The sequence below is a fragment of the Bifidobacterium moraviense genome (assembly GCF_012932365.1).
Classification (GTDB): Bacteria; Actinomycetota; Actinomycetes; order Actinomycetales; family Bifidobacteriaceae; genus Bifidobacterium; species Bifidobacterium moraviense.
In genome coordinates this window covers 477,070-502,418 of the sequence record NZ_JAAIIH010000001.1, presented here as the reverse complement: position 1 = coordinate 502,418, position 25,349 = coordinate 477,070, and the positions used below count along the sequence as shown (strand labels likewise).

Here is a 25,349-nt window from a genome sequence, read left to right as displayed (position 1 = left end):
ATCATACTGTTATATATGACAGCAAAACGGTACCGCCTCGGCCGCCGCCATGTCGCATGGCGGCGCATCGGAAAGGAGCCGCGGTGAAACTGACCGTCTCATCGACGTCCGGACAGCCGATCTACGGGCAGATCAAGCGCCAGATCCGCGAGGCCGTCCTCGCCGGCGAACTCAAGCCGGGACAGGCCCTGCCGTCCCTGCGCAGGCTCGCCAAGGAGCTGCGCATCTCCGTGCTCACCGTCACCCGCGCGTACGGCGAACTGGCCGACGAGGGCGTCGTCGAGAACGTGCAGGGCAAGGGCACCTTCGTGGCCGAGCACGGAGACGAACGTCTGCGTCGTCAGCTGATCGCGCGCGTCGACGCCTCGCTCGACAGGGCCTGCGCCGACGCCAGTGCCGCGGGCATCCCCCTGCTCGATCTGCTCTCCATGCTCGAGGCCCGATACGACGCGTACCAGCAGCGCCCGTAGCTCCCGCGCTGGCGCAGGTTGGAACGAATGGAACCGGTCGATCGGGAATGGGCAGGCCGTGCGTCCGGGCGGAGCATGGGTAAGACAGGAGCACGGGTGAGACAGGAGCACGGGGGAGCATAGGATGGACGGCATGAAGATCGCTGCTTTTGACGTAAGGGAAGACGAGCGCGCCGACTTCGCCGCGGCCTCCGAACGCACGGGCGCGGCGGTGGAGCTGCACGCCGAGCCGCTGACCGCCGCCAACGCGGAACTCGCGCGAGGGGCCGCCGGCGTGAGCGTGCTGGGCCACAGCCAGCTCGACGCGAACCTGCTGGAGACGCTGCACGGCATGGGCGTGGACGTGGCCGCCACGCGCACCATCGGCGTGAACCACATCGACATGGACGCGGCCAGGCGGCTCGGCATGGCCATCCTCAACGCCGACTACGCGCCCAACGGCGTGGCCGAATACACCGTCATGTTCATGCTGCTCGTGTTGCGCAACTACAAGCCGGCCCTGTGGCGCGGCCAGGTGTACGACTTCTCCCTCGAAGGACTGCAGGGCCGCGAGATGCGCAACCTCACCATCGGCGTGATGGGCACCGGGCGCATCGGCCGCACGGTCATCCGGATCCTCACCGGCTTCGGCTGCCGCATCCTCGCGTACGATCCGTACCCGAACCCCGAGGTCGCCAAGACGGCCGAATACGTCGACATCGACACGCTGTACGCCGAATCCGACCTCATCACCCTGCACATGCCGCTCATCACCGAAGGCCCGCACGCCAACGTGCACATCATCAACCGCGACACCATCGCGCGCATGAAGGACGGCGTGGTGCTCATCAACTGCGCCCGCGGCGAGCTCATGGACCTCGAGGCCCTGATCGACAACATCGAGGCCAAGAAGATCGGCGGGCTCGGCCTCGACACCGTGGAGACCGAGGAGGAGCTCATCCACCGCGACCGCCGCACCGACATCCTCACCAACCGCGGCATCGCCTACCTGCGCCAGTTCCCCAACGTGGTGATGACCCAGCACATGGCGTTCTACACGGATGCGGCCGTCACGTCCATGGTCGACCACTCCGTCGAAGGCATCAAGGCCGTGACCGAGACGGGGGAGTACCGCACGCGCCTCGTGTGACGGCCTCGACGCGCGTTACAGCACGGCCACGTGCTCGGCGGCGCGCGACACCTCGAAGCGCTGGAGCTCCAGCGCTTCGCCGCGCTCGCGGTCCTGCTCCTCCTGACTGATGCGCGCGGTCAGCGCCGCCGTGGGCGCCGAGTAGATCACCTCGTCGTAGCGACGCCCGTCGCGCTCCACCACGTCGTTGCGGCGGCCTGTCTCCGCGAAGCCGAGCGACTCGCACATGTGGCGGGCCCTGAGGTTGAACGCCCACACCTTGACGGTGACGGTCACGGCCCCGAGCTGGGACGCGGCCAGCTGGATCGCGAGCCTCAGCGCGGCGCTGCCGTAGCCGTGGTCCTGGAAGTACGGTCCGATGAGCACGCCGAGCACGGCGCTGCGGTCGGGATCCGTGCAGCCGGAAGCGCTGACGTGACCGATGACGAGGCCTCGCGGGCCGATCACGGTGCGGCCGAACTGGTGCTCGTCGTCCCTGTCGCTGCGTTCGTGCAGCAGCCGTTCCGCCTCGTCGTCGGGCAGGATGTCCGTGGAGGCGCGGAAGCCGTCGGCGACGGCGTAGTCGTTGAGCCAGGTCTTCAGGGTCGGATAGTCATCGGGTTCGGTGACCCGCAGCGTTACGGTGTTCTCGGACATGTCGAATCCCTTTCGTTCGTCGTTTTTCATTGTAGGAACCGACGTTACGGCCGTGTGATGCGGTGCGGATGACGTGTCGGGAAACGGGACGTGAACGTTCGGGCGCATACGCGTTCGCCCCGCGGGGAGGGACCCTGCGGGGCGAACGGAAGCGGTAGGGGCGGGCGGAACGGACGCCCGCGCGTCACAGCGCCTGTGCGGCGCGGTCGACGAACGCCTCCATGCCGTCGATGTCCACGACGTCATGGAAGCGCACGGGCGCGCTTTCCAGCCCGCGCAGCGCAGCCGGAGCCTTGGTGCCGGTCTGCGCGGCCAGCTCGTCCATGCAGGCGAAGTCGGTGCCGGACGCGTCGAAGCCGAGCGCCTCGTTGACCACGCGCGGGAACTTGTAGGGGCTCGCGGTGGACAGCAGCACGCGCGGCGTGAGCGGATCGGCGGGGATCTGCCGCATCACGAAGTAGCCGCACGCGGTGTGCGGGTCGATGACGTAGCGGTTGCGCTTCCAGCAGTCAGCGATCGCCTCGCGCACCTGATCCTCGTCGGCCCAGCCGCAGCCGAACACGCGACGGATCTTGGCGAGCATCTCCTCGGGGATCTCGTAGCAGCCGTAGTTCTTCAGGTCGTTCATGAGCATGGCGATCAGGCGCGTGTCCTTCTCGGCGAAGTAGTACAGCATGCGCTCCAGGTTCGACGAGATCAGGATGTCCATCGACGGGCTGATCGTCTGGAAGAACGGACGGTTGCGGTTGTACGAGCCGGTCGTCAGGAAGTCGAACAGCACGTTGTTCCTGTCCGAGGCGACGATGAGATGCTTGACGGGCAGGCCCAGCAGCTTCGCGTAGTAGCCGGCGAGCACGTCGCCGAAGTTGCCGGTGGGCACCACGAACTCCACCTCGTCGCCGGTGTTGATGATCTGCTGCTGCAGCAGCTGCGCGTACGCGGAGAAGTAGTAGACGACCTGTGGCACGAGGCGGCCCACGTTGATGGAGTTGGCGGACGAGAGCGTCACATGCGAGTCGGAGGCGAGCTTCGCGGCGAAGTCGCGGTCGCCGAAGATGCGCTTGACGGCGGACTGCGCGTCGTCGAAGTTGCCCTTCACGGCGGCCACCTGCACGTTGGCGCCGGTCTGCGTGGTCATCTGCAGCTGCTGGACCTCGCTGACCTTGCCCTCCGGGTAGAACACGGTGATGCCGGTGCCCGGCGCGTCGGCGAATCCGGCCAGCGCGGCCTTGCCGGTATCGCCGGAGGTGGCGGTGAGGATCATGATCCGCTCGTCCGTCTCGCCCCCGGCCGGTGTGGTGCGCGCCATGAAGCGCGGCAGGATCTGCAGGGCCACGTCCTTGAACGCGGAGGTCGGGCCGTTGAACAGCTCGAGCACGAAGTCGTCGCCCAGCGGCTTGAGCGGCGTGATGGCCGGATCGGCCCACTGGTCGCCGTACGCCTCGGCGATGCAGGCCTTCAGCTCGTCGGCGGAGTAGTCCGGCAGCAGCGCGGACAGGACGTCGAGGGCGATCTCCTGATAGCTCTTGGAGGCGATGTTGGCCAGATCGACGTGGGTCTCGCCCAGCGAGTCGGAGACGAACAGGCCGCCGTCGTCGGCGATGCCCTTGCGGATGGCCTGCTTCGCGGTGAGGGAGTCGGTGGTGCTGCGCGTGCTGTGGAAAGTCGTCACGGATGCGTCCTTTGGTCTGGGAATCTGCCGTCGGAACCGAAATGAGACCGGCCCTTCAACAATAATGGGTCCGGCCTACGAAAGGCCGGACCCATTCCATAATGTGCGGCATGTCGCGCAGCTGCCTCGCGCGGCTGCGACGCGCGACGGCCGGATCAGTCGGCGTCCGCCGACCTGCCGAAGATGCCGCGGTCGGCGTGATGCCCCTGCACGAACCAGTAGGCGAGCCCCACGAAGATCGCGCCGCCCACGATGTTGCCCAGCGTGGCCGCGGACAGGTTGTACAGGATGCCCGGCACGCCCACCACGGACGGGTCGGCGCCGGAGGACGGCAGCGCGTAGCCGGACAGCCTGGCCACGAAGCCCATCGGCAGGAAGAACATGTTCGCCACGCAGTGCTCGAAGCCGCAGGCCACGAACGCGCTGATCGGCAGCAGGATGCCCACCACCTTGTCCGCCACGGAGCGGGCCGCGAAGCCGATGCGCACCGCCAGGCACACGAAGATGTTGCACAGGATGCCGCGGAAGAACAGCGTCCACCAGCCGGGCGCGATCTTGGCGGCGGCCACCGCGATGGCGGTGGTGCCGGCGGCGCCGGAGTTGAGGTCGAGGATGCCCGCCATGGAGACCAGGAACACGGCGATCAGCGCGCCGGCGAGGTTGCCCAGCCACACCACGAGCCAGTTGACGAGCATCTCGCCGAACCCGATGCGATGCTCGGCCACGCCGGAGACCATGAGCGAGTTGCCGGTGAACAGCTCGGATCCGCAGCACAGCACCAGCACCAGGCCCAGGCAGAACGCGAGGCCTCCGAGCAGCTTGGCCGCGGCGAACGACAGCGTAGAATCGGACGTCACCACGATGAAGAACAGGGCGCCGAACCCGATGAACGCGCCGGCGAACATGGCGGAGACCACCAGCCGCAGCAGCGGGGTGCGCACCTTCTTCTCCGCCGCGGCGTCCACGGCCTCCTCGACCTGCGCCGGGGTGAGCGCGTTCACTGATGGCTGCTGGGCGGTGTGCTGTGTCACGATCGTTCCTTCTCTACTGCGTCGTATCGGTTGTCGTTGCGAGGCGTCTGCGCGCCCGCACCCGTCGCGGCACGGCGACGGGCCATCAGACACTCTAGCGCCCCGCGCCGGGGAACGGACCGCGTTGCCATCGATTTGCACGGGTGCGGCTATCATCGAGTCAAGTTGTTTCATTTCCCGGTAAGGGGGCGGCCATGAGTCAGACGAGCGACGCGCTCGATCCCGAGACGTTCCGGGCGGTGTGCGGCCGCGCCGACGCCGCGTCGGCGGCGCAGACGGCGCTGGCGCAGGCCGACGGGCAGACCAAGAACGCCCTGCTGCTGGCCCTGGCCGACGCCCTGACCGCGCGGGCCGGCGAGATCGAACGCGCCAACGCGCTCGACATGGAGGAGGCCGAGGCGTCCGGCATGGACCGGGGCAAGCTCGACCGCCTGCGCTTCGACGCGGGGCGCATCGAGGCCACCGCGCGGGGCGTGCGCGACGTGGCCGCGCTGCCCGACCCCGTGGGCGAGATGGTGCGCGGGCGCAACATGCCCAACGGCATGCGCCTCAACCAGGTGCGCGTGCCCATCGGCGTGATCGGCATGATCTACGAGGCGCGTCCCAACGTCACCGTCGACGTGGCCGCGCTGTGCCTCAAGTCCGGCAACGCCGTGCTGCTGCGCGGCGGGCACGCCGCCGAGCGGACCAACGCCGCGACGCTGCGGATCGTGGGCGAGACGCTGGCCGCGCGGGGCTTCGACCCGGCGCTCGTGGCCTCCGTGGACGAGTTCGGGCGCGACGGCGCCACGGCGATGATGGAGGCGCGCGGGCACATCGACCTGCTGGTGCCGCGCGGCGGCGCCGGCCTCATCCAGGCCGTGGTGCGCAACTCCAAGGTGCCGGTCATCGAGACGGGCGCCGGCAACGTGCACATCTACGTGGACCGCACCGCGGACCTCGCCAAGGTCGTGCCGATCGTCGTCAACGCCAAGACGCAGCGCGTGGGCGTGTGCAACGCGGCGGAGAAGCTGCTGGTGCACCGTGACGTGGCGGCCGCGTTCCTGCCGGTCGTCGCCGAGGCGCTGTACGCGAAGGGCGTCACGCTGCGCGCCGACGAGGAGGCGTACGCGATCCTCGGCCCGGTGCCCGTCGGCGAGGGGGCGCTGGAGCATGCCGACGCCGACGACTGGGACACCGAGTATCTGGCGCTCAGGATGGGCGTGAAGCTCGTGGGGTCGCTCGACGAGGCCATCGGCCACATCAACGCCCACTCCACCGGGCACACCGAGGCGATCCTCGCCGAGGACTACTCCGCCATCGAGGAGTTCACCCGGCGCATCGACTCGGCGGTGGTGATGGTGAACGCCTCGACGCGCTTCACCGACGGCGGCATGTTCGGGCTGGGCGCGGAGCTCGGCATCTCCACGCAGAAGATGCACGCGCGCGGGCCCATGGGGCTCGAGGAGCTGACGACGACCAAGTGGATCGGATACGGAACAGGACAGGTGCGCGCATGAACGACGACGTGATGAAGGTGCTGGACGTGGACACGAGCGACCCGAAGCTGGGGCTGAGGATCGCCGCCGAACGGCTGAGCATGGTGCGCTACGTGTTCCTGGTGCAGATCGAGGACGGCATCGCCTCCGCCGCGCAGCGCGCCTCGCTGGAGTACGCGGACGCCGTGCTCATCGGCTGGCCGGAGCCCGACGCGGAGGACGTCGTGGAGCTCGACGCCGACCAGCTCAGAGCCCTGCGCGAGCACATGACGCTCATGGAGCAGTACGTCGGCAAGTTCCGCACCATGGAACGCGAAGGCGACGTGGACGGCATGACCGACACGCTCATCCGCATCACCGAGCGCGTGGCCGAGGTGCGCCGCGCCTTCCAGCCGGACTTCCCGCTGCCCACGTTCGCCGAGATCCGGCGCGTGGTGCAGGACGAGTGGGACGAGGAGATGAACCAGATCGACCCGCAGGACCAGAGCCCCACCGCCGAGCAGATCGAGGAGCAGACCAGGCTCGCCGAGGAGGCGGACGGCGAGGGCGCGGACCGGGAGAAGGCCGAGTGAGCGCCGAACGCCGCATGTCCGACCTGTCGGCGCTGTCGCTCGACGAGGCCGGCGGCCGCCAGTCGGCGCGCGGCAACCGCCATGCGACGCCGCGCGTGGGCATCATGGGCGGCACGTTCGATCCCATCCACAACGGGCATCTGGTGGCCGCCTCCGAGGTGGCGTGGGTGTACGACCTCGACGAGGTGATCTTCGTGCCCACCGGACGTCCCGTCTTCAAGCTGGACAAGCACGTCACCAACGCCGAGGACCGCTACCTGATGACGGTCATCGCCACCGCGTCGAACCCGAAGTTCACGGTCTCGCGCGTGGACATCGACCGCCCCGGCGTGACGTACACCATCGACACGCTGCGCGACATCCGGGCCCTCAGGCCCGACGCCGAGCTGTTCTTCATCACCGGCGCGGACGCCGTGGCGGAGATCATGCGGTGGAAGGACGCGGAGAGCATGTGGGACCTCGCGCGCTTCGTGGCCGTCACGCGCCCGGGCTACTCCTCGAGCCTCAAGGGGCTCAAGGTGGACGACCTGCCCAGGGGACGCGTGGACATGCTCGAGATCCCCGCGCTGGCCATCTCGTCCACGGACGTGCGCCGCCGCAGCCAGAAGGGCGAGCCGGTGTGGTACCTCGTGCCGGACGGCGTGGTGCAGTACATCGGCAAGCACGGCCTGTACCGCCGCTGAGCGCGACACCGCGCGGACGCACCCGTCTTCCGCGGCCGTTACACTGGTGCAACGTCAATCGTTGTGAGACCGACGTTGGGAGACATCTTGGGCGCGATCCTCGAAGGAAAACCTGATAAGAACCTCATCCTGGTGACGGGCCGATCACACCCCAAGCTGGCGCGCGACGTGGCCGACCAGCTCGGCATCGACGTGCTGGAGACCACCGCCTACGACTTCGCCAACGGCGAGATGTACGTGCGATACACGGAGTCCGTGCGCGGCGCCGACGTGTTCGTCATGCAGACCCACTCCACGCCGGTGAACAAGGCCATCATGGAGCAGATCATCATGATCGACGCGCTCAAGCGCGCGTCCGCCCGCTCCATCACCGCCGTGTGCCCGCTGCTGGGCTACTCCCGCCAGGACAAGAAGCATCAGGGCCGCGAGCCCATCTCCTGCCGTCTGGTCTTCGATCTGCTGGCCACCGCCGGCGCGGACCGCATCATGTCCGTGGACCTGCACGCCGCGCAGTCTCAGGGCTTCTTCGACGGCCCGGTCGACCATCTCATCGCCATGCCGGTGCTCGTGGACTACATCCGCGACCGCTTCCAGGGCCAGCTCGACAACGTCACCGTCGTCTCCCCGGACGCCGGCCGCATCCGCGTGGCCGAGCAGTGGGCGCAGCGTCTCGGCGGCGGCCCGCTCGCCTTCGTGCACAAGACGCGCGACATCACCCGTCCCAACCAGGCCGTGGCCAACCGCGTGGTGGGCGACGTGACCGGCAAGGACTGCGTGCTCGTGGACGACCTCATCGACACGGCCGGCACCATCGCCGGCGCGTGCCAGGTGCTTGCGAACGCCGGCGCCAGGTCGGTGACCGTGGTCGCCACGCACGGCGTGTTCTCCGGCCCCGCGGTGGACCGCCTCAAGGCGTGCGGCGCCCGCGAGATCGTGGTGACCGACACGGTCCCGATCCCGGAGGAGAAGCGCTGGGACGGCCTGACCGTGCTGTCCATCGCGCCGCTGCTGGCCAGCGCCATCCGCGCGGTGTTCGACGACGGCTCGGTGGCCGAGCTGTTCGACACCTACCCGGAGCACCACGGCCAGGGCTTCCTGTTCGCCTGACGCCGGGACGTATGGCATAATGAGCACTTGGCGGGTTCGCCGCCCGCCCATTCCCCCATGGTGTAATGGCAGCACACGGGTCTTTGGAACCCTTTGTCTTGGTTCGAGTCCAGGTGGGGGAGCCTGTCGATGCAGGGGCCGTTCCGCTTCGAGCGTTCGAGGCGGAACGGCCCCTCGTCGTATCGGCGGCGCCGCAACGGCGTCGCCGCATCGCGGGGCTGCGGCCCGTTCGGGGGCGCGTTCCCGCACACAACCGGAAAGGATTCTTGCCTCATGGAGCTTTCAGCCGCCATCGTTCTGGCCGCGGGTGAGGGGACCCGCATGCGTTCGTCCACGCCCAAGGTGCTGCACGCCTTCGCCGGAAGGACCTTCCTCAACCGCGTCATGGATTCCGTGTCCGCGCTCGGCCCGAAGGCGCTGGCCGTGGTGGTGCGCTACCAGGGGGAGCGCGTCGCCGAGGCCGCCCGCTCGTATGATCCGGACGTGACCATCGTCGAACAGGACGAGATCCCCGGCACCGGACGCGCCGTGCAGTGCGCGATGGCGTCGCTCGACGACTCCCTGCAGGGCGCCGTGCTCATCGCCGCCTCCGACATGCCGCTGCTCGACGCCGCCACGCTGCGCGCCCTGCTCGACTTCCACGAGACCAACCGCAACGGCGCCACCGTGCTCACCGCAACGCTGGACGATCCCACCGGCTACGGCCGCATCATCCGCGGCCAGGACGGCTCCGTGCTGCGCATCGTCGAGCAGAAGGACGCCAATGGCAGCGAGCTCGCCGTGCGCGAGGTGAACACGTCCGTGTACGTGTTCGACGCCGCCGTGCTGCGCCGCGCCATCGCCGGACTCGACGCGAACAACGCGCAGGGCGAGTTCTACCTCACCGACGCGCTGGAGACCGCGCGCGAACTGGGACTGAAGGTCGGCGCGTTCGCCGCCCCCGACGCGCTGAGCGTGGAGGGCGTCAACGACCGCGTGCAGCTGGCCGCGCTCGCCAAGGCGCACAACCGCCGCGTGTGCGAGCGCTGGATGCGCGAGGGCGTGACGATCCTCGACCCGGACACCACGTGGATCGAGGACGACGTGGAGCTGGCCCGCGACGTGACCGTGCTGCCCGGCTCGTTCCTGCAGGGCCGTACGACGGTGGGCGAGGGAGCCGTGGTGGGTCCGTACACCACGCTCATCGACGCGACGATCGACGCGGAGGCGACGGTGGAGCGCTCCCGCATCCAGGGCACGCACATCGGCGAGCGCGCGAACATCGGCCCGTGGACGTACCTGCGTCCCGGCAACGACCTCGGCCCGGACACCAAGGCCGGCGCGTTCGTGGAGATGAAGAAGGCGCACATCGAGGAGGGCACCAAGGTGCCGCACCTGAGCTACGTGGGTGACGCGCACCTGGGATCCCACACCAACATCGGCGGCGGCACCATCACCGCCAACTACGACGGCGTGCACAAGAACCACACCGAGATCGGCTCCAACGTGCATGTGGGAGCGGGCAACCTGTTCGTGGCCCCCGTCACCGTGGGCGACGGCGTGACGACGGGCGCGGGCAGCGTGATCCGCCATGCCGTGCCGGACGACGCGATGGTCTACTCCGAGAACACGCAGCACGTGGTCGAGGGCTGGAAGCCCGCCTGGGAGCGCTGATCCGATGGCCGCACACGCAGATTCCATCGCGGACGTCCGCATCGCCGCCCTCGCAGCCGACAGGATGAAGGCCACGGACATCGTCGCGTTCGACGTGTCCCAGGCGCTCGGCATCACCGACGTCTTCCTCATCGCCTCCGCCTCCAACGAGCGTCTGGTGCTCGCCGTGGCCGAGGAGATCGAGAAGCGGCTCTTCGTGGAGCGGCACCTCGAGCCGCGCACGCGCGAGGGCCTGACCGAGGCGCAGTGGGTGCTGCTCGACTACGGCGACTTCGTGGTGCACGTGATGCACGACGACGCGCGCGAGTTCTACGGGCTCGACCGCCTGTGGAAGGACTGCCCGGCGATCGACCTCGGACTGCCGGAGGATCCGTCCGCCGCGCCGAACGCCGGCGAAACCGCCGAGGTCGCTGAGACAAGGAGCGAACGATGACGTCCATGGGCGATCTGTACGGCGACACCGCGCATGCGCATCCCCGCCATGTCTCCACGGTGATCCTGGTCCGTCACGGCCGCACCTCCTACAATCTGGCCGGCCGCTTCCAGGGGCAGGTCGACATTCCGCTCGACGAGACCGGCCTGTGGCAGGTCGCGCGCACCGGCGAGGCGCTGCGCAGCCTGTACGTGGACCGTCGTCCCGGCACGACGCCGCTGGTCGTGTGCTCCGATCTGACGCGCGCCGCGCAGACGGCGCACGCGTTCGCCGACCCGCTCGGTCTCGAGGTGCATCCCGACGAGCGCGTGCGCGAACGCAGCTTCGGCGACTGGGAGGGCATGCAGGTCGACGATCTGAGGACCCGCTATCCGGAGGACTACCGCGACTATGCCAGCTGGCAGGGCGGGGAGCTGCGCCACGGTGCCGAGCCGCGTCCCGAGGTGGGGCGTCGCGGCGTGGAGGCGCTCAACGAATGGGCGTATTCTGCGGACAACGGCACCACGCTGTTCGTGTTCTCCCACGGCGCGTGGATCTCGCAGGTGGTGTACACGCTCACCGGCGCCCCGCAGGTGCCCGGCGCGAACCCGAACTACTGCGGCGTGGTCTCCATGCGCAACGCCCACTGGGCCCGGCTCACGCTGTCCGACGGCGCGGACGGGCGCGAGCACTGGCGCGTGGTGGACTACAACCACGGTCCCGCGCAGGCGGACACCCCCGAATGGGAGCATCCCGCGCTCTGAATCCTCCGTCGCTTCCCCGGCGCGGCGCATTGTGAGCTTCCCGTGAATTCACGGTTCGTCCCGACGGACGCATGGTAATGTGCAGTCGGCAAACCATCAAGTTCGTTCGCAATCGGTCCGCGCACATGCGTTTGGCGCGGGGGAGGTCGTTGGTGAAAGGGTTCTTCCGCAATATCTCATGGGTTCCGATCGTGGCCGGCGCCCTGGCGGCGGTCACGTCGTTCCTGCTGTCGGCACGGATCGGTCTGGCGGGTTCGGTGATCGGCGTGGCGGTCAGCTCGATCGTCACCGCCATCTCCTCGCAGATCTACCAGAACGTGCTGCGTGACTCCACGAAGAGGATCCAGCAGACCGTGATCGGCGGCGGATCCGACGACTCTGGTTCCGGAGAGGCATCCGAAACCGACGGGGATTCGGCGTCGGAGGGTGTCCGCGGCGAGGGGACCCGGACGGAAGACGCGGCCGGGGCCGACGGCGGATCCGTCCCCTCGGACGCTGCCGCAGCGTCCGGGGCGTCCGGGGAATCCGGAAAGCCCGCTGCGGCGGACGCCGAGGGGAAGTCCCGCGGTCCGCGCGTCGTCGAATCGTCCACCGCGGCCGAGCTGAACGGCCGGCGCGTGGCCATCGGCTCCGGCTCCCGCCACCTCACGTCCCGCGCCGCGCAGTCGCGCGCGGCGGACAGGCGCCGCCGCACCGCCATCATCATCACCATCGCCAGCGCCCTGCTGGCGGTCGCCGCATCGTCCGCGGTGATCATGCTCGTGACCAACGGCCACGGCACCGACTCGGTGGTGCGCGACTGGGTCGCCCCCACCTCCGTGCAGACCACGACTCCGTCGCAGCGTGACGACGCCGACGCCAGGCCGTCGCACACCGCCGACGAGGACGCCACCGCGGAACCTTCCGCCAGCGCCTCCGCCTCCGCGGGCTCCACCGCCGGCACCGCGGACTCCGACGCCACCTCCGGCGCCGCGAACGGCGCCGACACGTCCGGCACCGGCTCGGGCTCCGGCACGTCGTCCGGCTCCGGCCAGTCCACGTCCGGCGCCGATTCCGGAAACTCGTCCGGCAGCGGCACCGGTTCGGATTCCGGCACGTCCGGCAGCGGCACCGGTTCCGGCACGTCGTCCGGCTCCGGCGACGGCTCGAACTCCGGCACGTCCGGAACCACGCAGAACGGCGGTTCCTCGAACTCCGGTTCCGGCACGTCCGGCTCCTCGAACGGCGGTTCGGGTTCCGGCACGTCTGGCGGCGGCTCCGGTTCGAACTCGAACTCGGACTCCGGCTCCGGTTCCGGCACGTCCGGCAACACCGGCGCCGCGGGCAGCGCCGACGACGTGAGCGTCCTGTCCGACGTCCTGTGATCCGACGCCCGGCGACGCATCGGACGCCCGTCCGTTCTAGGATGGCCTATGGCCAGCAGTCAGGGCCACAGTCAAGGCAACAAGGAGAAGGCATGAACCTCATCGAGGCGATGTCGGCACGCCACGCCGTGCGCGACTACGGCGACCGTCCGATCGACCAGACGACGCTCGACACGCTGAAGGCGTCCGTCGCGCGGCTCAACGAGGCGCACGACCTTGACATCCAGCTCGTCCACGACGACGGCGATGCGTTCGGCGAATGCCCCACGCACTACGGACGCTTCAAGGGCGTGCGCCACTGCATCGCCCTCATCGGCAGGGACGGCCCCGAATTGGACGAGAAGGCCGGCTACTGCGGCGAGCGGCTCGCGCTCGAGGCCGTCTCGCTCGGGCTCGACACCGGATGGGCCGTGCTGCACGAGTCGCGCGAGCACGCCGGCGCGTGGCACATGGACGACGACGAGCGCATGCCCGCCGTCATCGCCATCGGATACGGCAACCGTCCCGGCCGTCCGCACCGCAGCAAGCCGGTGGAGGAGCTGGGCGCCGTGGAGGGGGGAACCGTCGACGCGGCCCCCGCATGGTTCGTGCGCGGGCTCGAAGCCGTCCAGCTGGCGCCGAGCGCGCTGGGCAAGCAGCCGGTGCGCTTCACGCTGCTGGCGGACGGACGCACGGTGAGGGCCGAGGCGCTGGAAGGCGTGCAGGCCGAGATCTGCCTCGGCGTGGCCAGGCTGCACTTCGAGCTGGGGGCCCGCGGCGACGGCGAGGACGGGACCGGGGACGTCTTCACGTGGGCGTGATCCCCGCACCGGACAGGCGTGGCCCGACGTCCCGCAGGGGCGCGACACGCAGAGAGCTTGCATCATCGGCGAATCGGGGTATTATCTATCGAGTTGCTTGAAGCAAGCACGGGGCTATGGCGCAGCTGGTAGCGCATCTCCATGGCATGGAGAGGGTCAGGGGTTCGAATCCCCTTAGCTCCACGGAAGTCGCGGGACGCGTTCGCGTTCGTCGCGGCGACCAAGTCAACAAGTCAAGCACGGGGCTATGGCGCAGCTGGTAGCGCATCTCCATGGCATGGAGAGGGTCAGGGGTTCGAATCCCCTTAGCTCCACAATCACAGGCCGGTTCGCAAGAGCCGGCCTTCATTGTTTTTCCCGTGCCTTCGAATCCGGGGTCACAAGATTTCGCAGGGCTCATCTTGTGACCCGAAACCCGAACGGAATCGCACATCAGCATTGCCGGGAATCGGCTTCATTCCGCCGTTGTTCATGTGCGGATGAACAACGGCCCGCCGCACAAGATGAAGCTGCGAAAATCTTGTGCGACGGGTCTAGCCCCCGGTTCGCGCGGAGACGGGAAGTGCCTGCGGTGGACATGTCGTGGACATCGCATCCCCGCCGTCCGCGGCGCCGGGTCTCCTGCCATCATGGATCACAGGAACGGCTTCGGGCGATTGGGGATCATCATGAGGCATCGGAACGCGACGGCCATGCATGAGACGGACACGGATGCGCGTCCGGGCATGCGTGAGCCCTCCCTGCGTGCGCGCCGCCGTCGCCGCGCGATCGCCGTCGCCGTCGCGGTCGCGCTGATCGCCTCGCTCGTCGGCGCGGGCGCCCTGGTCGCGCGCGCATGGATCGCCGGCCTCGGCTCGACGCTGGACGGCATCGCGGGCATCACATCCGTGGCGGGCCGCGTCGGCTCGTCCGCCACGCCGTGGACCACCGATCCGCCGAACTTCACGCGCGTCGCCAGTCCCGTGGACTACAACGGCAACGGCGTCGACGACTACACGGACATCCTCGACGGCGCGCGCCGGGACGCCGAGGCGCTGCCCGCCTACGACGACGGCTACTATGCGGGCGGATATCCGCCGGCGGACCGCGGCGCATGCACGGATCTCGTGTGGCGCGCGTTCGCCGCGGCCGGCTACGACCTCAAGGCCATGGTGGACGCGGACGTGACCGCAAACCCGAAGGCGTACGCGTCCGTGGCGCCCCGGCCGGACCCGAACATCGACTTCCGGCGCACCGGCGTGCTGGGCATGTTCCTCTCGCGCTACGGGCAGACGCTGACCGACGATCCCGCAGACTACGCACAATGGCAGCCGGGCGACATCGTCGTCTTCGAGACCGTGCGGCACATCGCCGTCGTCTCCGATCGGCACAGCGCGTCCACCGGCACGGCCTATCTGCTGCACAACATGGGCGACGACCACCGCGAGAACGACTATCTGGACCAGCCCGGGCGCATGCAGGTGACCGGGCACTACCGCTTCGACGCGTCCAAGGTGCCGTCGAGCGTGCTCAGGGCCTGGAAGGGATGATCCGAAAGGACACCGTCAGTCCCTGCGACGCCTGCCGAGAATCGACAGCAGCACGGCCGCGAAGATGAGCGAGAAGCCGACGATCGAGTTCCACGTGATGCGCTCGCCCCAGAACACGGCGGAGAACCCCACGGCGAACAGGCTCTCGGTGCACATGATGATCGACGCCTGCGACGGCGGCACGTGCGCGAGGCCGATGTTCTGCATGATCTGCGCGGTCATCGTGGCGCCGAGGAACAGGTAGAGGAACGCGACCACGACGCCCGGCTCCAGCCACCCGGCGTCCGGCATCGGTTCGGTGAGCAGCGCCCCCGCCACGAACAGCACGCCCGCCACAAGGAACTGCACCCACGTCACCGCGATGGGATGGAAGCGTTTCGCGTAGACGCCGAGGAACGTGAGGTTGAACGCGAAGATCACCGACGTGCCGATCGTCAGCCAGTCGCCCACGGCAAGCGAGAGCGAACCGCCGTTCTTCAGGGACACGAACCCCACGCCGGCCAGACAGATCACGGCGGCCACCAGATTGACCATCCCCGGCCTGGTGCGCGTCACCAGCCACGAGGCGAACGGCGTGAGCACGCAGTAGGCGGCCGTCAGGAACGCGCTGCGGCCCGGGTCGATGGTCTGCAGGCCGATGGTCTGCGTGACCATCGTGCCCCAGTACGTCACGCCGGACACCAGCGCCGGGACGATGATGGCGGGCCTGAGCGCCGGCAGGATGCTGCGGTGGAACAGCAGCAGCATGCACGCGCACGCGCCGAGGACGCGGATGCCCATCAGCCACTGCGGGGGGATCGCGGCGATGGCGAACTTGGCCACCAGATAGCTGCCGCCCCACAGCGCGGCGCATCCGAGCAGCATGAGACGGGCCAGATTCGGCGGGAAGGTGCGCGACCATTCGCTGCGCAACTGCTGGAACCGGGAACGGACCGCCATCTGCTGTGCTCCTTTTCGGATCGATCTCGTGGTGTGCCGGGCTTCGGCGTCGAACGCCCGTCAACACGATAGCCCCGGCCGCCCCGGCGCGCACGGTCCGGCGCGGCGCGTCCGCCGGAGCGGGGTGACGTTGCTCACACCGCGTGACGCGCCCGGCGAAACCCGGTGCGTTCGGCGCGGGCGTTCGCTAGTGTTGGGCACGGAACATTTCGTCACGAAAGGACATGCCATGGCAGTCATCACCCCCGAGATCAAGGAATTCATCGCCAACAACCTGGGCTTCGTCGCCACCGTCTCCAAGGACGGCGAGCTCGACCTCGGCCCGAAGATGAGCCTGTTCGTGCTCGACGACTCGCACATCGCCTACCACGAGCGCACCGCCGGCCAGACCTACGAGAACCTGAAGAACGGCTCCCCGCTGGTCGTCGCGTTCGCCAACCTCGCCGAGAAGAAGGGCTACCGCTTCCGCGGTAACGTCGTGCTGCACGTGGACGACGAGATCCACGCCGCCCAGGTGAAGGTCGCCGAGGAGAAGGGCACCAAGAGGCCGGCCGTCATCCCCGTGCTCGAGGTCACCGAGATCCAGGACCTCGCCTCCGGCGCCAACGCCGGCAAGACCATCGTCAAGGACTGAGTCACCAGATCCTGTACCTGTCGCCGCGCTGGGTGAGCATGAACCCGGCGCGGCGCAGTTTTTTCTCCAGCGAATACAGCGCGTGGCCCATGATCTCGCGCTGGTCGAAGAACCCGTCGGCCTGCACGGCGCGGACGATCTCGTCGAAGTCCATGAACCGCCCGTTCGCTTGCGCCAGCACCTCGAGCGCCTCGTACTCGCGCGGCGACAGCGCCAGCGGCACGTCCGTGTTGCCGTAGAACGCCTGCCGGCGATGCGTGTCGATGCGCAGATCGCCGCGGATGATCAGCCCGGAGCGTTCGGCGCCGCCCCGTTCGGCCGCTCCGAGGCGTGCCAGGAACTCGGCGTCGGAGCACGGCATCGTCAGCACGTCGTCGCATTCCGGGGCGTTCGCGTCCGCGCCGGCATCGTCCGTCGCGCCGTCGCCGGCCGTTCCGCTGCCGGCCGTTCCATTGCCGCCCGCACGGTCCCGGTACGACCGCAGCGCGAGGACCCGCATGCCCCGGCCCCGCAGACGCCGCACCGCCTCGATTGCGGCGGGATCCAGCGCCATGGCGTCGTCCAGCACCGCCAGCCCCACGTCGCCGCCGTGCAGCGCATCCCGCAGCTCGTGCGCATCCATCGCCGCATCGGCCTCGTAGCCGGCATCCCGCGCGGCGTCGCGCAACGCCGCCGCCAACGCCGCATCTCCCGTCGCCACCAGCACCCGCATCCCACGCACCTCCCGATTCCCCTCCATCCTAAGCCACGGCAGCGGCCCTCGCGCGTATAGTGAAGCCGAAACCGGCCCGCGCAAGGCGGGACCGTCGGACGCGAGGAAAGGAATCGGACATGAGCGACCAGCAGCGGGACAGGGACGAGGCCACGGGCGCGGCCACGAACGCCGGGGGAGCGGAGACGAAGGACGCGGGGACGGGACTGCCCCGTCCCGTCTCGCACACCACGCGCCACGCCATCGTGCTCGACGGGCGCACCTGGACCTACGACGTCACCGTGGGCACCATGACCATCGACACGGCCAAGGTCAGGCCCGCCGCCAGCATCTTCTCGGTCGCCTACCAGGTCGTGGACGAGGACGGCGAGCCGGATCGCGCCCGTCCCGTCACCTTCATCTTCAACGGCGGCCCCGGCTCGTCCACCACGTTCCTGCTCATGGGATCCGTAGCACCCAAGCGCATCGTCGTGCCGGACGCCGCCCCGGTGCCGGGCGCGCCCTACGAGCTGGCCGACAACATGCACACGCTGCTGCCGACGTCCGACCTCGTGTTCATTGATGCCGCCGGCGCCGGATTCTCGCAGATCGCCGACAAGGCCAAGCCGGAGCTGTGGAGCGTGGACGGCGACGTGAAGGGATTCTCGGCGTTCATCCGCCGCTGGCTCAGCGCCAACCATCGCTGGAACAGCCCCAAGTACGTGCTCGGCGAGTCGTACGGCACCACCCGCGGCGCCGCGCTCGCCTACCGGCTCCAGCAGGACGGCGTCGCCCTCAACGGCCTCGTCCTCATCTCCAACATCCTCGACTACGCGTTCACGCTCGACACGTCCGACCAGTTCTACGTCGGCTATTTCCCCACGTACGCGTCCGTCGCGCAGTACCACGGCCGCGCCGGCGCCGGCATGAGCCCCGAGGAACACCGTGCGCGGGCCCGCGCGTTCGCCAACGGTCCGCTGCGCCTGGCGCTCGCCATGGGCGCGTCGCTCGACGAGGGGACCAAGCACGACGTCGCACGACGCTACGCCGAGCTGACCGGCCTGGACGCGCAGTACGTGTTCGACTCCGACCTGCGCGTGACGGACATGCGGTTCCGCAAGCAGCTGCTGCGCGGCGACGAGAAGATCGTGGGCCGCTACGACGGCCGCGTGGCCGGCTACGACCTCGACCGGATGAGCGACGAGGAGACGTTCGTCGTGGACGACGCGTTCCTCGATCCGGCGTACTCGTCGCTCGCCAACGCGTACCTGCGCGACGATCTCGGCTGGGACGGCGAGGAGGAGCGCCGTGGCTTCGCGGACTTCGACTGGAGCGCCACCGAGCCGGGCAAGGGCTGGACGTGGTGGCACACGCAGCCCGAGATGACCAAGTCCAGCTGGGGCCGGCAGATCCCGTTCCCCAACGTCGTGCCCGATCTCGCGGCCGCCATCGCCCATTCGCACACGCTCAAGGTGCTCGTGGGCAACGGCGTGTACGACCTGTGCACGCCGTTCTTCCAGACCGAGTACGACATCGACCATCTGGGGCTGCCCGCGGCGCTGCGCGGCAACGTCGCGTTCACGTACTATCCGGCGGGCCACATGCTCTACAGCTCGGAGCGGAGCCTCGCGAAGTTCGCCGGCGATCTCGCCCGCTTCTACGCGGCCGACGCGGCGGGCCTCGCCGAGATCGACGAGCGGCCGAAGCCCGAGCAGCCGAACATCGCGCTGTGAGACGGACCGCTCGGTGCGCCCTGCGATGCCTTGAGCCCGGTCGCCGCGCTGCCGGGCCCGCCTACGCCCTGCGCGTCACGTACAGCAGGTGTTCGCCGCGCGCCGACGTCGTGGCGAACAGGTAGGCGTCGCCGCCGTCGCGCAGCCCGAGCCTGCGGCGCAGCTGCGCGACGGACAGCGGGAAGTTGCGCACGGCGACGTTCGCCTGCGCAAGCCCCGCGAGCGCCGCCCTGAGCTCGCGCTTGTTCATGGTGGACACGGCCTCGACGGCGAACGCGCGTCCGGGGAACCCCTCGGCGCGCTCGCCGCGGCCGAGGAACAGATGGCTGTTGGGCGCGATCTGGTCGACGGGCCAGCGCCGGGAGAGCAGGCCGAAGCAGCCGGCCTTCATCACCGCAGCGTTCGGCTCGTACAGCCACAGGGGCGCGTCGCCGGCGTTTGCGTCGGCTTGCGCGTTCGCGTCGGTTCGCTCGGCTGCCTCGCCTCGCATGTCGCTGTGCACGCCGTGCACGAAGTCGATGTGCTGGCCGTCGTTGACGGCGAACACGCGCGGCGCGTCCGTCCGCTCGCGCGCGAGCACCAGCAGCAGGTCCTTGCACTCGTTGCCGGTGGCCACGATGTGCACTTCGCGCACGGCGCCGCGGAACTCCTCCACGGCGCGGCGCCAGTCCAGCATGGGGGAGAGCTTGACCATGACGATCGGCGCGACGGCCAGCAGCCGGTCCTTCAGGGCGAGCACGTCCGGCGTGCAGTCGGCGATCGCGTAGGTGCGCGCGCCGTGCGCGTCGCGCCGGGCCGGATCGACGAACGCCATCGAGACCGAATCCGCGGCGAGCGAATCCAGGTATCCCACCGAGTCGCCGTGCACGATCTCCACGTGGTCCAGTCCCAGCGCCGCCATGTTGTGTTCGGCCAGTTCGCACAGGTCCTCCTGCCGCTCCACGTAGGTCGCCCGGTCGAAGACGCGCGCCATGTAGGAGAAGTCCACGCCGAACCCGCCGGTCAGATCGACGAGCGACGTGTCCGCGCCGGCGGTTCCCGCCGCCGTCCGCTCCGTCAGCAGGCGCGCGGCCAGATCCGTCTTGTACCGCGCGGTGAACTGCGACGAGCACTGCTCCATCGCCAGATGCGGCGGGTAGACGATGCCGTCGCACGCCGCCCACTGCGGCAGCTTGGTCCGTGCCTTCCGCCGGCCGGCGATCTGGTCGAGCGCGAACGGCACGTCAACGTCGCCGTCGCGCGGCGCATGCAGGGCGAGGTCGCGCACGTCGTCGTCCGCGTGTGCGACCACGAAGGCTCGGGTGTCGTCGGTGATGGTGAGCATGCCGCCCATTGTATGCGGACGGGCCCTCGGCCCGGGCCGATATGATGGCGGGGACGACGGACCGCAACCGACGAAAGGGGACGCGATGATCGACGAGATCGTCATGCTGCGCCACGGGCGCACGCGCTACAACCTCGAGCACCGTCTGCAGGGGCAGGTGGACGTGCCGCTCGACATCGTGGGCCAGTGGCAGGCGGACATGAGCGGCATGGAGCTCGCCCGCTGCTACTACTGGGCCAAGGCGAGCGCCATGGCGGCCGATCCCGGGCTCGTGCCGAAGGCCGGCGAGGGGCAGCGCGTGGTCTTCCAGCCCGAGGCCCGCGAATACGCGGAGGCCCCCGCCTCGCGCCGGTGCATGGTCGTGGTGTCCAGCGACCTGTTCCGCGCGCGGCAGACCGCCCATGCGTTCGCCGATCTGGTGCATGCGCCGGTGCTCACGGACGAGCGGTTGCGCGAGCGCGGGTTCGGGCGCTGGGAGGGCATGACCCGCGACGAGATCAGGGCGATGGATGCCGAGGCGTACGACTCGTGGAAGCATCACACGGGCGGCGAGCTCGCCTACGGCGTGGAGGCGCGCGAGCGCGTGGGGGAGCGCGGCGCCGCCGCCGTGCGCGACTGGCTCGCCGATCCGCGCTTCGTCGACCGTCCCGCGACGCTCGTGCTGGTGAGCCACGGATCGTGGATCGTCGCCACGATCGGCACGCTGCTCGCCGCGGACCCGGACGGCGCGACCATCCTCGGCGCGATGCGCAACGCGTTCTGGTGCCGGCTCTCGGTGCACCGCACCCTCAACGGCGCGCCGTGCGAACCCCGCCTGGAGCTCGAGGAGTTCAACGTCGGGCCCGCGATCGCCGATTCGTGCGACTGGGGCAACGGCCCGGACTATCTGCGGTCCGAGGATATGGGCGTCTGGCGGCCGGTGTCGCGCTAGGAGAGGCGGGCCGCCGGCGTGTCGCCGGCGGGGGACTATGCTGTGTGAGGTTGCGTTCGGCGAGTTCGGAAGGCGGTGAGAGCCATGTTGCGGATCTTCAGCACCATCAACGGCCAGGTGGAGCAGATCGAGAAACCCGAGAACGGGTCGTGGCTCAGCCTCTCCGAGCCGACCGACGTGGAGCTCGCCACCGTGGCCTCGCAGACCGGCATCGATCTGGCCGACCTGCGCGCCCCGCTGGATGACGAGGAGCGGTCGCGCGTGGACGTCGAGGACGACTACACGATGATCATCGTGGACATCCCGACGGTCGAGGAGCGCGGCGGACGCGACTGGTACGAGACCATCCCGTTGTCGATCATCGTCACGCAGGACCTCATCATCACCGTCTGCATGCAGGACACGCCGGTGCTGCACCCGTTCATGGAGGGCACGATCCGCGGGTTCAACACGTTCATGAAGTCCCGCTTCATCCTGCAGATCCTGTACCGCAACGCCACGATGTACCTGCGCTACCTGCGCATCATCGACCGCGAGAGCGACAAGCTGGAGCTCAAGCTGCGCCATTCGATGCAGAACCGCGAGATCCTCATGCTGCTGGAGCTGAGCAAGACGTTGGTCTACTTCGCCACGTCCCTGAAGTCGAACGAGATCGTGCTGGAGAAGCTGGGCACGCTCTCGCGCATCAAGCAGTACCCGGAGGACGCGGACCTGCTGGCGGACGTCATCACCGAGAACAAGCAGGCCATCGAGATGGCCAACATCTACAGCGGCGTTCTCGCGAACATGACCGACGCGTTCGCGTCGATCGTGTCGAACAACCTGAACAACGTGATGCGCATCTTCACGATCATCTCGATCACGCTGTCGATCCCCACGCTGATCTTCTCGATGTACGGCATGAACTTCCAGGAGGGCATGCTGGGCATGCCGCTGACGGGCAGCCCGTGGGGCTTCCTGCTCATCATCCTCATCTCCATCGGCCTGTCTGTGGGCGTCACGTGGTTCCTCACCCGCTCGCGCATGTTCAAGTGACCGGCGAGTGACCGTCCCCTCGAGGCGCGAAAGAGGTGTCCGCATCGTGGACGATGTTTCGGACGTTCGCTGACGTTTACAAACGAGTGTTAGCGTAACCCTCCAGTAGCGGGCGATACCGGCCCGCACCTGGGAAGAAAGGGGCGCCACGCCATGACCGAGACCACCGAGGCCGTCGAGACCGCAGCGGCCGACGACAAGCCGCTGGTCGAGCTGAGCCATGTGGAGAAGCACTTCGGCGAACTGCACGTGCTCAAGGACATCAACCTCAAGGTGAAGAGGGGCGAGGTGCTCGTCATCATCGGCCCCTCCGGCTCCGGCAAGTCCACGCTGTGCCGCACCATCAACCGCCTCGAGACCATCGACTCGGGCGACATCCGCATCGACGGACGTCCGCTGCCGCAGGAGGGCAAGGAGCTCACCAAGCTCCGCGCCGAGGTGGGCATGGTGTTCCAGTCCTTCAACCTGTTCGCCCACAAGACGATCCTCGACAACGTCACGCTCGCCCCGCGCAAGGTGCGCAAGACCCCCAAGGCGCAGGCCGAGAAGGAGGCCATGGAGCTCCTCGCCCGTGTGGGCGTCGACTCCCAGGCGTCCAAGCTGCCGGCGCAGCTGTCCGGCGGCCAGCAGCAGCGCGTCGCCATCGCGCGCTCCCTGGCCATGCACCCCAAGGTGATGCTCTTCGACGAGCCGACCTCCGCGCTGGACCCGGAGATGATCAACGAGGTGCTCGACGTCATGGTCGACCTCGCCAAGGAGGACATGACGATGATCGTGGTCACGCACGAGATGGGCTTCGCCCGTCAGGTGGCCGACCGCGTGGTGTTCATGGCCGACGGCGAGATCCTCGAACAGGGCACGCCGGACGAGTTCTTCTCGCACCCCAAGACCGAGCGCGCCAGGGACTTCCTGAGCAAGATCCTCGAGCACTGAGCCGAGGTCGCGGCGCCCCGCGCATCGCCGTTCGCGCGATGTGGAAACGCCGCGTAAATTCCACGTGAACGGGCGTCGTCGGACGAAATACGGCGTCCCTACCATCGAGAGCGGTTCCATACATACGGACCGGAAACAAGAGAGGAAACCATCATGAAGCACATCGTCAAGAAGGCGCTGGCCGCCGTCGCCGCCGTCGCCTGTCTGGGTTCCGTGGCCGCCTGCGGCTCGTCCAACGACGCCGCCAAGTCCGACGGTCCGAAGATCACGATCGGCATCAAGTTCGACCAGCCCGGCCTCGGCTTCAAGAAGGGCAACGACTACACCGGCTTCGACGTGGACGTGGCCAAGTACGTGGCCAAGGACCTCGGCTACTCCGAGGACCAGATCGTGTGGAAGGAGGCCCCCTCCAAGCAGCGCGAGACGCTGATCCAGAACGGCGACGTGGACCTCATCTTCGCCACCTACACGATCAACGACAAGCGCAAGGAGGTCGTCGACTTCGCCGGACCGTACTTCGTGGCCGGCCAGGACCTGCTGGTGCGCAACTCCGACGCCGGCAGCATCACCGGCCCCGAGTCCCTCAACGGCAAGAAGCTGTGCTCCGTCACCGGCTCCACCTCCGCCCAGAACGTCAAGGACAAGTTCGCCAGCGAGGTCCAGCTCATGGAGCAGACCGGCTACGCCGAGTGCGTGACGGCACTGATCTCCGGCACCGTGGACGCCGTGACCACCGACGACATCATCCTCGCCGGCCTCGCCGCCGCCAAGGGCAACGGCCAGCTCAAGGTCGTGGGCAAGACGTTCTCCGAGGAGCCCTACGGCGTGGGCCTGAAGAAGGGCGACACCGAGCTCAAGAGCAAGGTCAACGCCTCCATCAAGAAGATGATCGAGGACGGCTCCTGGCAGAAGGCCCTCGACGCCAACACGCAGGGCACCGGCTACACGCCGGACGCCAAGCTCAACGACAAGGCCACGCTGGAGTCCCAGCTGTCCTGACGCCACGGCCCGCGCCGCGGGCCTCCGACCGCGTGTTCCGGGCGGGGAGGGAACGGTCCCTCCCCGCCCGGAACCGCGTCGGACACGGATACGCATATCGAGACGGGCACGCAAGAGTGCCGAGAACAACAAGAGAAATGAGGTGTGATGTCGGGATTCGCCGATCTGTTCGGCCAGTATGACATCCTGGCCGCGTTCCTGGTCAACATCGAGCTGACCCTGTGGAGCGCGTTGATTTCGTTGGTCCTGGGCGTGATTCTGGTCACCATGCGAATCTCGCCGATCGCGTCCCTGCGCGGATTCGCCGCGGGATGGGTGGAGTTCTTCAAGAACATGCCGCTGACCATCATCATGGTGTTCATGGTTCTGGGCGTCTTCGGACAGCTCAAGTTCCAGTTCTCCGACAACTTCGACACGAACTTCTTCTGGCTGGCCGTGACCGGCCTTTCGGTCTACACGTCGGCGTTCGTGTGCGAGTCGCTGCGAAGCGGCATCAACACCGTGCCGCTCGGCCAGGCCGAGGCCGCCCGGTCGCTGGGTCTGGGCTTCCTGCAGTCCGCGTCGATCATCATCCTGCCGCAGGCCTTCCGCGGCGCCGTCGCGCCGCTGGGCAACACGCTCATCGCCCTGCTCAAGAACTCCACCGTCGCCGCGGCCGCATCCGTGGCCACCGAGACCTCCAGCCTCATGAGCACCATGATCGAGTACAACGCGAACCTCATCGTGACGATCTTCCTGATCTTCGCCCTGGGCTACGTGATCATGATCATCCCGATCGGCCTGCTCACCACGTACCTGTCCAACAAGCTCGCGGTCCGCCGCTAGAAAGG

25 protein-coding genes and 3 tRNA genes are annotated in these 25,349 nt (G+C 68.6%); 22 read left to right on the top strand and 6 right to left on the bottom strand.

Features of this window, described 5'->3' with window-relative positions; translation table 11 throughout:
• Positions 1-83 precede the first annotated feature (83 nt).
• Together G1C96_RS02290 and G1C96_RS02285 are read left to right on the top strand one after the other, a co-directional pair.
• Entirely contained in the window at positions 84-470 is a 387-nt protein-coding gene (locus G1C96_RS02290) for a GntR family transcriptional regulator (protein ID WP_169275005.1), read from the top strand.
• Between the two features lie 133 nt (positions 471-603).
• The gene (locus tag G1C96_RS02285) at positions 604-1,599 is read left to right on the top strand and encodes a D-isomer specific 2-hydroxyacid dehydrogenase family protein (RefSeq protein WP_169275004.1); all 996 of its coding nucleotides are present in this window, start codon (positions 604-606) and stop codon (positions 1,597-1,599) included.
• Positions 1,600-1,614: 15 nt separating this feature from the next.
• On the opposite strand, the gene G1C96_RS02280 is transcribed toward G1C96_RS02285, so the two are convergent.
• From G1C96_RS02280 to G1C96_RS02270, 3 genes are all read right to left on the bottom strand, one after another.
• The gene (locus G1C96_RS02280) at positions 1,615-2,235 is read right to left on the bottom strand and encodes a GNAT family N-acetyltransferase (RefSeq protein WP_240945048.1); all 621 of its coding nucleotides are present in this window, start codon (positions 2,233-2,235) and stop codon (positions 1,615-1,617) included.
• Positions 2,236-2,419: 184 nt separating this feature from the next.
• On the bottom strand, positions 2,420-3,907 hold the full coding sequence (thrC, locus tag G1C96_RS02275; RefSeq protein ID WP_169275002.1) for a threonine synthase: 1,488 nt from the start codon (positions 3,905-3,907) through the stop codon (positions 2,420-2,422).
• A gap of 155 nt (positions 3,908-4,062) precedes the next feature.
• Positions 4,063-4,938, bottom strand: coding sequence for a formate/nitrite transporter family protein (locus G1C96_RS02270; protein ID WP_205831995.1), 876 nt, complete (start codon positions 4,936-4,938; stop codon positions 4,063-4,065).
• A 194-nt stretch (positions 4,939-5,132) separates the two neighbouring features.
• Between G1C96_RS02270 and G1C96_RS02265 the strand changes: the two genes are divergently transcribed.
• The 13 genes from G1C96_RS02265 (at position 5,133) to G1C96_RS02205 (ending at position 15,300) form a co-directional block, all read left to right on the top strand.
• The gene (locus G1C96_RS02265) at positions 5,133-6,437 is read left to right on the top strand and encodes a glutamate-5-semialdehyde dehydrogenase (RefSeq protein WP_169275000.1); all 1,305 of its coding nucleotides are present in this window, start codon (positions 5,133-5,135) and stop codon (positions 6,435-6,437) included.
• Positions 6,434-6,988 (top strand): phosphoribosylglycinamide synthetase, encoded by a 555-nt coding sequence (locus tag G1C96_RS02260; RefSeq protein ID WP_169274999.1) that lies wholly within the window; start codon positions 6,434-6,436, stop codon positions 6,986-6,988. The genes G1C96_RS02265 and G1C96_RS02260 overlap by 4 nt, the downstream gene beginning before the upstream one ends.
• 14 nt (positions 6,989-7,002) lie before the next feature.
• Positions 7,003-7,671, top strand: coding sequence for a nicotinate-nucleotide adenylyltransferase (gene nadD / locus G1C96_RS02255; RefSeq protein ID WP_169275231.1), 669 nt, complete (start codon positions 7,003-7,005; stop codon positions 7,669-7,671).
• Between the two features lie 84 nt (positions 7,672-7,755).
• Positions 7,756-8,778: a ribose-phosphate diphosphokinase gene (locus G1C96_RS02250; protein WP_169275230.1), complete on the top strand. Its 1,023-nt coding sequence runs from the start codon at positions 7,756-7,758 to the stop codon at positions 8,776-8,778.
• Positions 8,779-8,829: 51 nt separating this feature from the next.
• Positions 8,830-8,900: transfer RNA gene (locus G1C96_RS02245), tRNA-Gln, on the top strand.
• Between the two features lie 151 nt (positions 8,901-9,051).
• A complete protein-coding gene (gene glmU / locus G1C96_RS02240) occupies positions 9,052-10,431 on the top strand; it encodes a bifunctional UDP-N-acetylglucosamine diphosphorylase/glucosamine-1-phosphate N-acetyltransferase GlmU (protein WP_169274998.1) in 1,380 nt (459 codons plus the stop codon).
• Between the two features lie 4 nt (positions 10,432-10,435).
• Positions 10,436-10,864 (top strand): ribosome silencing factor, encoded by a 429-nt coding sequence (gene rsfS, locus G1C96_RS02235; protein WP_169274997.1) that lies wholly within the window; start codon positions 10,436-10,438, stop codon positions 10,862-10,864.
• Complete coding sequence (locus G1C96_RS02230) at positions 10,861-11,607, top strand: histidine phosphatase family protein (protein WP_240945047.1); 747 nt, start codon at positions 10,861-10,863, stop codon at positions 11,605-11,607. Before rsfS ends, G1C96_RS02230 begins: the two co-directional genes overlap by 4 nt.
• Before the next feature lie 191 nt (positions 11,608-11,798).
• Entirely contained in the window at positions 11,799-12,971 is a 1,173-nt protein-coding gene (locus G1C96_RS02225; RefSeq protein ID WP_169274996.1) for a hypothetical protein, read from the top strand.
• Positions 12,972-13,063: 92 nt separating this feature from the next.
• Positions 13,064-13,771, top strand: a complete 708-nt coding sequence (locus tag G1C96_RS02220; protein ID WP_169274995.1) for a nitroreductase family protein — start codon at positions 13,064-13,066, stop codon at positions 13,769-13,771.
• A 110-nt stretch (positions 13,772-13,881) separates the two neighbouring features.
• Positions 13,882-13,954, top strand: a tRNA-Ala gene (locus G1C96_RS02215).
• A 58-nt stretch (positions 13,955-14,012) separates the two neighbouring features.
• Positions 14,013-14,085 (top strand) — tRNA-Ala (locus tag G1C96_RS02210).
• Positions 14,086-14,496: 411 nt separating this feature from the next.
• Positions 14,497-15,300 carry a DUF1287 domain-containing protein gene (locus G1C96_RS02205; RefSeq protein ID WP_205831994.1) on the top strand — a complete coding sequence of 268 codons (804 nt, stop codon included), beginning with the start codon at positions 14,497-14,499 and terminating at the stop codon, positions 15,298-15,300.
• A 15-nt stretch (positions 15,301-15,315) separates the two neighbouring features.
• On the opposite strand, the gene G1C96_RS02200 is transcribed toward G1C96_RS02205, so the two are convergent.
• Positions 15,316-16,239, bottom strand: coding sequence for a DMT family transporter (locus G1C96_RS02200; protein WP_240945046.1), 924 nt, complete (start codon positions 16,237-16,239; stop codon positions 15,316-15,318).
• 229 nt (positions 16,240-16,468) lie between these two features.
• On the opposite strand from G1C96_RS02200, the gene G1C96_RS02195 reads away from it, so the two are divergent.
• A complete protein-coding gene (locus G1C96_RS02195; protein ID WP_169274993.1) occupies positions 16,469-16,873 on the top strand; it encodes a pyridoxamine 5'-phosphate oxidase family protein in 405 nt (134 codons plus the stop codon).
• A 1-nt stretch (position 16,874) separates the two neighbouring features.
• On the opposite strand, the gene G1C96_RS02190 is transcribed toward G1C96_RS02195, so the two are convergent.
• On the bottom strand, positions 16,875-17,594 hold the full coding sequence (locus G1C96_RS02190; RefSeq protein WP_169274992.1) for a response regulator transcription factor: 720 nt from the start codon (positions 17,592-17,594) through the stop codon (positions 16,875-16,877).
• Between the two features lie 110 nt (positions 17,595-17,704).
• On the opposite strand from G1C96_RS02190, the gene G1C96_RS02185 reads away from it, so the two are divergent.
• Positions 17,705-19,297: a S10 family peptidase gene (locus G1C96_RS02185; RefSeq protein WP_169274991.1), complete on the top strand. Its 1,593-nt coding sequence runs from the start codon at positions 17,705-17,707 to the stop codon at positions 19,295-19,297.
• Positions 19,298-19,358: 61 nt separating this feature from the next.
• Here the strand turns inward: G1C96_RS02185 and G1C96_RS02180 are convergent, their stop codons facing one another.
• Positions 19,359-20,621, bottom strand: coding sequence for a class I SAM-dependent methyltransferase (locus tag G1C96_RS02180; protein WP_205831993.1), 1,263 nt, complete (start codon positions 20,619-20,621; stop codon positions 19,359-19,361).
• A gap of 85 nt (positions 20,622-20,706) precedes the next feature.
• Between G1C96_RS02180 and G1C96_RS02175 the strand changes: the two genes are divergently transcribed.
• The 5 genes from G1C96_RS02175 to G1C96_RS02155 all read left to right on the top strand — a co-directional run bounded on the left by G1C96_RS02175 (position 20,707) and on the right by G1C96_RS02155 (position 25,344).
• Positions 20,707-21,552, top strand: coding sequence for a histidine phosphatase family protein (locus G1C96_RS02175; RefSeq protein ID WP_169274989.1), 846 nt, complete (start codon positions 20,707-20,709; stop codon positions 21,550-21,552).
• Positions 21,553-21,636: 84 nt separating this feature from the next.
• The gene (locus tag G1C96_RS02170; protein ID WP_169274988.1) at positions 21,637-22,587 is read left to right on the top strand and encodes a magnesium transporter CorA family protein; all 951 of its coding nucleotides are present in this window, start codon (positions 21,637-21,639) and stop codon (positions 22,585-22,587) included.
• A 153-nt stretch (positions 22,588-22,740) separates the two neighbouring features.
• Positions 22,741-23,520, top strand: a complete 780-nt coding sequence (locus tag G1C96_RS02165; protein ID WP_169274987.1) for an amino acid ABC transporter ATP-binding protein — start codon at positions 22,741-22,743, stop codon at positions 23,518-23,520.
• A 153-nt stretch (positions 23,521-23,673) separates the two neighbouring features.
• Positions 23,674-24,519, top strand: a complete 846-nt coding sequence (locus G1C96_RS02160; protein ID WP_169274986.1) for a glutamate ABC transporter substrate-binding protein — start codon at positions 23,674-23,676, stop codon at positions 24,517-24,519.
• Between the two features lie 147 nt (positions 24,520-24,666).
• Positions 24,667-25,344 carry an amino acid ABC transporter permease gene (locus G1C96_RS02155; protein ID WP_169274985.1) on the top strand — a complete coding sequence of 226 codons (678 nt, stop codon included), beginning with the start codon at positions 24,667-24,669 and terminating at the stop codon, positions 25,342-25,344.
• The last annotated feature ends 5 nt before the right edge of the window (positions 25,345-25,349 follow it).